Annotated in this window: 8 protein-coding genes; 2 read left to right on the top strand and 6 right to left on the bottom strand. The window is 68.0% G+C overall.

Annotated features, from left to right (window positions below):
- Positions 1-353: 353 nt before the first annotated feature.
- From AC1D12_RS18805 to AC1D12_RS18785, 5 genes are all read right to left on the bottom strand, one after another.
- On the bottom strand, positions 354-1,151 hold the full coding sequence (locus AC1D12_RS18805; protein WP_477827992.1) for an ABC transporter ATP-binding protein: 798 nt from the start codon (positions 1,149-1,151) through the stop codon (positions 354-356).
- Between the two features lie 2 nt (positions 1,152-1,153).
- The gene (ntrB, locus tag AC1D12_RS18800; RefSeq protein ID WP_477827991.1) at positions 1,154-2,059 is read right to left on the bottom strand and encodes a nitrate ABC transporter permease; all 906 of its coding nucleotides are present in this window, start codon (positions 2,057-2,059) and stop codon (positions 1,154-1,156) included.
- A 22-nt stretch (positions 2,060-2,081) separates the two neighbouring features.
- The gene (locus AC1D12_RS18795) at positions 2,082-3,305 is read right to left on the bottom strand and encodes a CmpA/NrtA family ABC transporter substrate-binding protein (RefSeq protein WP_477842180.1); all 1,224 of its coding nucleotides are present in this window, start codon (positions 3,303-3,305) and stop codon (positions 2,082-2,084) included.
- Positions 3,306-3,591: 286 nt separating this feature from the next.
- The gene (locus tag AC1D12_RS18790) at positions 3,592-4,242 is read right to left on the bottom strand and encodes an ANTAR domain-containing response regulator (protein ID WP_477842178.1); all 651 of its coding nucleotides are present in this window, start codon (positions 4,240-4,242) and stop codon (positions 3,592-3,594) included.
- Positions 4,243-4,300: 58 nt separating this feature from the next.
- Complete coding sequence (locus AC1D12_RS18785) at positions 4,301-4,594, bottom strand: hypothetical protein (RefSeq protein ID WP_465114353.1); 294 nt, start codon at positions 4,592-4,594, stop codon at positions 4,301-4,303.
- Between the two features lie 184 nt (positions 4,595-4,778).
- On the opposite strand from AC1D12_RS18785, the gene tsaD reads away from it, so the two are divergent.
- Complete coding sequence (tsaD, locus tag AC1D12_RS18780; RefSeq protein WP_477842176.1) at positions 4,779-5,834, top strand: tRNA (adenosine(37)-N6)-threonylcarbamoyltransferase complex transferase subunit TsaD; 1,056 nt, start codon at positions 4,779-4,781, stop codon at positions 5,832-5,834.
- Here the strand turns inward: tsaD and AC1D12_RS18775 are convergent.
- The gene (locus AC1D12_RS18775; protein WP_477842174.1) at positions 5,827-6,255 is read right to left on the bottom strand and encodes an Hsp20/alpha crystallin family protein; all 429 of its coding nucleotides are present in this window, start codon (positions 6,253-6,255) and stop codon (positions 5,827-5,829) included. The two genes, tsaD and AC1D12_RS18775, sit on opposite strands and share 8 nt — an antisense overlap.
- Before the next feature lie 93 nt (positions 6,256-6,348).
- Here AC1D12_RS18775 and AC1D12_RS18770 point away from each other — a divergent pair.
- A partial coding sequence (locus AC1D12_RS18770; protein ID WP_477842172.1) for a branched-chain amino acid ABC transporter substrate-binding protein occupies positions 6,349-7,519 on the top strand: 1,171 nt, incomplete at its 3' end.

Below are 7,519 nucleotides of genomic sequence, written 5' to 3'. Positions count from 1 at the left end.
CTGTCGCAGACCGACGTGACGATCGAGATCCCGAAGTACACGATCAACCACGCCAAGGAAAACCACTGATTCCCGCGGGTACGTCCACAGATAAAAAAACCGCCTGATCCACGCGGATCAGGCGGTCCGGAAAGGGCTGGGCCCTACTGAGGAGATAGACGACAAGCGCATCGCTCTTGCCGACTGGGTTCTAGCAGGAGTTGTGCCAGCTTTGGTGTGTCTGTGTGGCGCAGGGCTTTTCCGTTCCTCGCGAATTCACTAAACCGAAGTGCACGCTGAGCTTCAGCGCAGGCTGGACAGCAAACGCCGTCTCATCCTTGGATGAAAACCAGGGTCCGGATGCCACTGCTGGCTCAGGCGGCCTGCTCGACGTGGCCATGCCGCGTGTAGAGGAAGTCCAGCACCTCCTTGCGGTAGTGCACGTACTTGGGGTCCTCGGCGAGCTCGACACGGTTGCGCGGCCGCGGCAGCTCGATCGACAGGATCTCGCCGATCGTCGCCGCCGGCCCGTTGGTCATCATCACGATGCGGTCCGACAACAGCACCGCCTCGTCGACATCGTGCGTCACCATCACCACCGTGCTGTGCGTGCGAGCGACGATTTTCAGCAGTTCGTCCTGCAGGTGGGCACGGGTGAGCGCATCGAGCGCGCCGAACGGCTCGTCCATCAACAGCACCTTGGGCTCCATCGCCAGCGCCCGCGCAATGCCCACGCGCTGCTTCATGCCGCCGGAGATCTCGTGCGGGCGCTTGGCCGCGGCATGCCCCATGTTGACGAGCCCCAGCGCCGCCAGGGTTCGCTCCTTCAGTTGCGCCTTCGACTCGCTCGCGCCGTACACCCGCTCGACCGCCAGATGCACGTTCTCGTGGCAGGTGAGCCACGGCAGCAGCGAGTGGTTCTGGAACACCACCGCGCGCTCGGGCCCCGGCGCAGCGATCTCTCGCCCGTCGCAGATCAGCGAGCCCCCAGTGGGCAGCGTGAGCCCTGCGATCAGGTTCAGCAGCGTCGACTTGCCGCAGCCCGAATGCCCGATCAGCGTGACGAACTCGCCCTTCGCGACCGACAGGTCGATCTCGCGCAGCGCGTGGAAGCGGCCCTTCTTCGTGTGGAACACCATCTCGGCCTGGTGCACTTCGATGAATCCGGTCATGCTCAGACCTCCTCGTAGGTGAAGCGTTTGGCCACCGCGATCAGCGCCCATTCGAGCAGCAGCCCGACGATGCCGATCACGAAGATCGCGATCAGGATGTGCGTGACGTTCAGGTTGTTCCACTCGTCCCAGACCCAGAAGCCGATGCCGACGCCGCCGGTCAGCATCTCGGCCGCGACGATCACCAGCCAGGCCGTGCCCACGCTCAGCCGCACGCCGGTCAGCATGTACGGCAGCACCGCAGGGAACAGGATGCGCGTCATCACCTTCCACTCCGACAGGTTCAGCACGCGCGCCACGTTCAGGTAGTCGGCCGGCACGCGCTGCACGCCGACCGCGGTGTTGATGACCATCGGCCAGATCGAGCAGATGAAGATCGTCCAGATCGCCGCCGGGTTCGCCGCCTTGAACACCAGCAGCCCGATCGGCAGCCACGCGAGCGGCGACACCGGCCGCAGCAGGCTGATCAGCGGCGAGGCCATGTGGTTCAGGAAGCTGAAGCGCCCGATCAGGAAGCCCACCGGGATGCCGACCAGCGCCGCCAGCCCGAAGCCGATCGCCACGCGTTGCAGCGAGAACAGGATGTTCCAGCCGATGCCCTGGTCGTTCGGGCCCTTGCTGTAGAACGGATCTGCAAACAACTTGACCGCTTCGGTGAAGGTGGCGGCCGGCGTCGGGAAGCTGCCTCCCTTCATCGTCAGCAGCGCCCAGATGGCGACCAGCAGCGCGACGCCGATGACCGGCGGCAGCACCTTCAGCAGCAGCGCGTTCCAGTCGACGGCGCGCCGCGGCGGCGGCGTGGCGGGCACGGGTGTGGACGGAAGCGGCGGCGGCCTCACGACCACCGGCGGGGCCGCAGGAGCCTCGTCGCCGGCATCGCGCGGGGAATGGAACACGGCACTCACCATGGCGTTCTCCTGTGTGGCCCGCTCAGGCCTTGAGCTTGAAGCTGTCGGCGTACTTCGCCGGTTCCTTGCCGTCCCAGACGACGCCGTCGATCAGCTTCGCGCTGCGCAGCGGCTCCTTCGGCACGTTCACCTTCATCGCGCTCGCGGCCTGCTTGTAAAGCTCGATCTGGTTGATCTGCTTCGCGACGCCGAGGTAGTCCGGGTGCTCCTTCAGCAGCCCCCAGCGCTTGTGCTGCGTCAGGAACCACATGCCGTCGCTCAGGTACGGGTAGTTCACCGCGCCGTCGTTGAAGAACTTCATGTGGTTCGGGTCGTCCCAGGTCTTGCCCAGGCCGTTCTGGTAGCGGCCCAGGATGCGCTGGTTGATCGCGTCGACGCCGGTGTTGACGTACGACTTGTCGGCCACCGTCTCGGCCATCTTCAGCTTGTTCTGCAGGCTCGCGTCGATCCAGCGGCTCGCCTCGATCACCGCCATCATCACGGCACGCGCGGTGTTGGGGTACTTCTTGACGAAATCGCCGGTGGTGCCGAGCACCTTCTCGGGGTGGTCCTTCCAGATGTCCTGCGTGGTCACCGCGGTGATGCCGATGCCGTCCATGATCGCGCGGTGGCCCCAGGGCTCGCCGACGCAGTAGCCGTCCATGTTGCCCACGCGCATGTTGGCCACCATCTGCGGCGGCGGCACGGTGATGACCTTGGCATCCTTCATCGGGTTGATGCCGACGCTCGCGAGCCAGTAGTACAGCCACATCGCGTGGGTGCCGGTCGGGAAGGTCTGCGCGAAGGTGTACTCGCGCTTGTCGGCGGCCATCACCTTGGCGAGCGATGCGCCGTCGACCGCACCCTTGTCGGCCAGCTTCTTCGACAGCGTGATCGCCTGGCCGTTGTTGTTCAGCGTCATCAGCACGGCCATGTCCTTCTTCGGCCCGCCGATGCCCAGGTGCACGCCGTAGACCAGGCCGTACAGCACGTGCGCCATGTCGAGCTCGCCGTTGACCAGCTTGTCGCGCACGCCGGCCCACGAGGCCTCCTTGGTCGCAACGATCTTGACGCCGTACTTCCTGTCGAAGCCGAGCACCGAGGCCATCACGATCGACGCGCAGTCGGTCAGCGGGATGAAGCCGATGCGCACTTCCTCCTTCTCGGGCTTGTCGGAGCCTTGCGCATGCACGGCGCTCTGCAGCCCCGGCACCAGGCCGGCAGCACTGCCCGCGGCAGCGGCTTTGATCAGGGTTCGGCGGCTCATCAGGTTCTTTCGCGTGAGTGGGCTAGTCATGGCGTGGCTCAGGTTCTCGGAAAGCAAAAACAAAAAGGCGTCCGCACGGTGCGGGCTCAGCCTGCACGGTGGGGACGCCATCGTCCGACCCGCGTCGCGCCAACCTTGGTGCGTGCGGATGTCTGTGGAAGATCGCCGTTGACCTTCCGCACGTCACTATGCAAGTGGCGTGCCACGGCTGTCTTCCCAGGGGCGGTTCGCATCGGCGATGTTGCAACGCACCAAGTGCGCCGCAGGCCGCACTGCGGCAGTGCGTTCAGCCGAGCAGGTCCGACACGTCGAGGATGCGCCGCGCCACGTCGGCGAGCCGCAGCCCCTTGTCCATCGCGGCCTTGCGCAACMGCGCATAGGCGGCTTCCTCGCTGAGCCCCTGGCGCGACATCAGCAGGCCCTTCGCGCGGTCGATCACCTTGCGGTCCGAGAGTTCGGTGCGCGCGTCGGCCAGTTCGCGGCGCAGGCCTTCCTCGTGCCGGAAGCGCGCCATCGCGACGTCGAGCACCGGCTTCACCCGCTCCGGCGCCAGCCCGGCCACGACGTAGGCGGTGACGCCGGCGGCGATCGCATCGGGCACGTGGCTGGTGTCGTCGTCGTCGGTGAACAGCACGATCGGGCGGCGCGCATCGCGCGTCGCCATCACGACATGCTCCAGCGTGTCGCGCGCCTGGCTCTCGGCGTCGATGATGATCATGTCGGGCTGGATCTGCGCCAGCCGCTCCGGCAGGAAGACATCGGCCGGCAGCACCGCGACGATGTTGTAGCCGTTCTCCAGCAAGCCGATGCGCAGCGCCCGCGAGCGCTCGGCCTCGATCGGGTCGGGCGCGCCTTCGCTGCCGTCGGAGGCCAGCGAGTCGGGAGCGACGATGACGATGCGCAGGACCGGGGCGGTCGGCGCGCGCGGCGGCTTCATGGGCCAGAGCGCAGCAACATCCGCGCCACGCGGTGCGGCGCGGCCGATCGCCGGGGAATCAGCGCTCCTGCGAACTCGTGTGCAGCGCGCGGCGGATCCAGCCGCCCAGCGGCCGCAGCGAGTCGAACATCGAATCGGCTGGCGGCTCGTCGAACTCCCGTTCTTCGAGCAGGCCCTGCGCCTCCAGCGCGTCAAGGAAGAGCTGCACCTCGGGGCGCTTCAGTCCGGCGATGGACGCCAACTGCTCCAGCGTCATGTGCCGCTGCGACATGTCGCTGAGCATGCGCCGGTGCGCGGTGCGATCGAACGGCGCAGGCAGCTCCGTCCAGGCCAAGAGGCGGTATTCCTTCATGGGGTTTCCCTAACGACGTTGTTGTAGTTGGCAATTGCTTCGGGGCACTGCTCGGTCACGCAGGTTAGTCGCCCGCGCTCGAACCGGGAAGGGGGTCGGATAGTAATCGAGGGTAAACCCTTGGATGCGCCGTGACAAATTTGGCGCCGGCGGGCGGCGTGGGTGCGCTGGCTACACTCGCTGGATGAAGGTACTGGGCGTGGAATCATCGTGCGACGAAACGGGCGTGGCCCTGGTGGAGGCCGGTCCGACCGGGGTTCCGGCCCTGCTGGCCCATGCCCTGCACAGCCAGATCGCGATGCACCAGGCCTACGGCGGCGTGGTGCCTGAACTGGCCTCGCGCGATCACATCCGGCGCGTGCTGCCGCTCACCGAACAGGTGCTGCACGAGGCCGGCGCCTCGCTCGCCGAGGTCGACGTGGTCGCGTTCACGCGCGGGCCGGGGCTGGCCGGGGCGCTGCTGGTCGGCGCAGGGGTGGCCTGCGCGCTGGCGGCGGCGCTCGGCAAGCCGGTGCTCGGCGTGCACCACCTCGAGGGGCACCTGCTGTCGCCGTTCCTTGCGAGCGATCCGCCGGAGTTTCCGTTCGTCGCGCTGCTGGTGTCGGGCGGGCACACGCAGCTGATGCGAGTCGACGACGTCGGCCGCTACGAGCTGCTCGGCGAGAGCATCGACGATGCGGCCGGCGAGGCCTTCGACAAGTCGGCCAAGCTGCTCGGGCTCGGCTACCCGGGCGGGCCGGCGCTGTCGCGCCTGGCCGAAGCGGGGCGGCCCGATGCCTATGCGCTGCCGCGGCCGCTGCTGCACAGCGGCGACCTCGATTTCTCGTTCGCCGGGCTGAAGACCGCGGTGATGACGCAGCTGCGCAAGCTCGGCGATGCGCCGACCGACTCGCAGCGCGCCGACATGGCCGCGTCGACGCAGGCCGCGATCGTCGAGGTGCTGCTGAAGAAGTCGCTCGCGGCGCTGAAGCAGACCGGGCTGAAGCGACTTGTCGTCGCCGGCGGCGTCGGTGCGAACAGCCGCCTGCGCGCGCAACTGGATGCCGAATGCGCGAAGCGCCAGGTCAGGGTGCATTACCCCGAGCTGGCGCTGTGCACCGACAACGGCGCGATGATCGCGCTCGCCGCCGCGATGCGGCTGCAGCGCGGCGCCGCGGCCGGCCGCGACTACGGCTTCGACGTGCGGCCGCGCTGGCCGCTCGCGACGCTGGCCGCGGCCGGCACCGAGGCCGTCAGCTGATGCTGATCTGCGTCGCGCCGGTCGGCACGCGCTTCGCGAGCGTCAGCGTCAGCACGCCGTTCTCGAACTTCGCGCTCGAGTTCGCCTGGTCCACTTCGGCCGGCAGCGCGACCGTGCGGGCGTAGTGCGCGGCACTGCGCTCGCGGTACAGCACGCGTTCGCCTTCCTTGGCGTCGGCGGTCTTCGCATCGCCGGCTTCCAGCGTGACGCGGCGGCCTTCCACCGAGACCTTCAGCTGGTCCTTCGACAGGCCCGGCAGGTCCAGCGTCAGCGTGTACGCGGTGTCGCTCTCGACGACGTCGAGTGCCGGCACGCGCGGCTGGGCCGGTGCCGGCGGCAGCCGGTCGGCGAACAGGTGATCGAACGCGCGCTCGAGCGAGGTGGCGCGGCGCGACGACAGCGAGGGGGTCAGTACGAACATGATGGCTCCTACAATCCATTCAATCGCTGCACAGCGCAGCAACCATGCCGCTGAAACTTGGAGCGGCATTTTTGTTTTCAAGTGGGTTGAAAAATGAAGATCGTGCGTTGGGTCAGGCGCTGCGGCGCGGTGCTGGCATGGCTGGCAGCGGTGGGCCCGGTGGCTGCGGCGCCTGCATCGTCACCTGCCGCCGAGCCGGTGCGCGTCGCGCTGATCGAAGGGCTGTCGGGTTCCTTCGCGAACGCCGGCGAGGCGGTGTACCGCAACCTGCTGTGGGCGGTGGAGCGGGTGAACCAGCGTGGCGGCGTGAGCCTGCCGGATGGCCGCCATCCGCTGGAGCTGGTGCGCTTCGACAGCAAGGGCAGCAATGAAGAGGCGCTGTCGCTGCTGCGCTCGGCCATCGACCAGAAGATCGGCTTCGTGCTGCAGGGCAACAGCTCGGCCACCGCGGCCGCGCTGATCGACGCGCTGAACAAGCACAACCAGCGCGAGCCGGCGCGGCGCGCGATCTTCCTGAACTACTCGGCCGTCGACCCGGCGCTGACGAACGAGAAGTGCAGTTTCTGGCACTTCCGCTTCGATGCGCATGCCGACATGCGGCTGCAGGCGCTGACCGACGTGCTGGCTGCCGATGCGCGCGTGAAGAAGGTCTACCTGATCGGCCAGGACTACAGCTTCGGCCAGAGCGTGCTGCGCCAGGCGCGCGTGATGCTCGCGGCCAAGCGGCCCGACATCGAGATCGTCGGCGACGAACTGCACCCGCTCGGCCGCATCAAGGACTTCCTGCCGTACGCCGCGAAGATCAAGGCAAGCGGCGCGCAGGCGGTGCTCACCGGCAACTGGGGCAACGACCTGACGCTGCTGATCCGCGCCTCGCGCGAGGCCGGGCTGGACGCGCGCTTCTACACCTTCTACGGCAACGCGCTCGGCGCGCCGGCGGCGATCGGCGATGCCGGCCTGGACCGCGTGCTGGCGGTGGCCGAGTGGCACCCGAACGTCGGCGGTGCGGCCTCCGACAGGTTCTATGCAAGCTTCCGCGAGCGCTTCCCGAACCCGCAGGACGACTACGTGCACATGCGCATGCAGGCGATGGTCGAGATGCTGGCGGCCGCGATCGAGAAGGCCGGCAGCGCCGACCCGTTGGCGGTGGCGCGTGCGCTCGAGGGCCTGAAGCTCGACCCGCGCCACCTCGGCGGTTTCCACCGCGGCACGATGCGCGCCGGCGACCACCAGTTCGAGCAGCCGCTGGTCGTCAGCGTGATGC

The organism is Rhizobacter sp. P1_G5 (genome assembly GCF_056405435.1).
Note: the sequence above shows the minus strand (reverse complement) of the source record. Positions and strands in the feature narration are given on the sequence as shown.

Excerpts from the sequence above, each read along its gene's own strand:
- AC1D12_RS18805 (WP_477827992.1), bottom strand. The coding sequence starts at position 1,151 with ATGACCGGATTCATCGAAGTGCACCAGGCCGAGATGGTGTTCCACACG.
- ntrB (WP_477827991.1), bottom strand. The coding sequence starts at position 2,059 with ATGGTGAGTGCCGTGTTCCATTCCCCGCGCGATGCCGGCGACGAGGCT.
- AC1D12_RS18795 (WP_477842180.1), bottom strand. The coding sequence starts at position 3,305 with ATGAGCCGCCGAACCCTGATCAAAGCCGCTGCCGCGGGCAGTGCTGCC.
- AC1D12_RS18785 (WP_465114353.1), bottom strand. The coding sequence starts at position 4,594 with ATGAAGGAATACCGCCTCTTGGCCTGGACGGAGCTGCCTGCGCCGTTC.
- tsaD (WP_477842176.1), top strand. The coding sequence starts at position 4,779 with ATGAAGGTACTGGGCGTGGAATCATCGTGCGACGAAACGGGCGTGGCC.
- AC1D12_RS18775 (WP_477842174.1), bottom strand. The coding sequence starts at position 6,255 with ATGTTCGTACTGACCCCCTCGCTGTCGTCGCGCCGCGCCACCTCGCTC.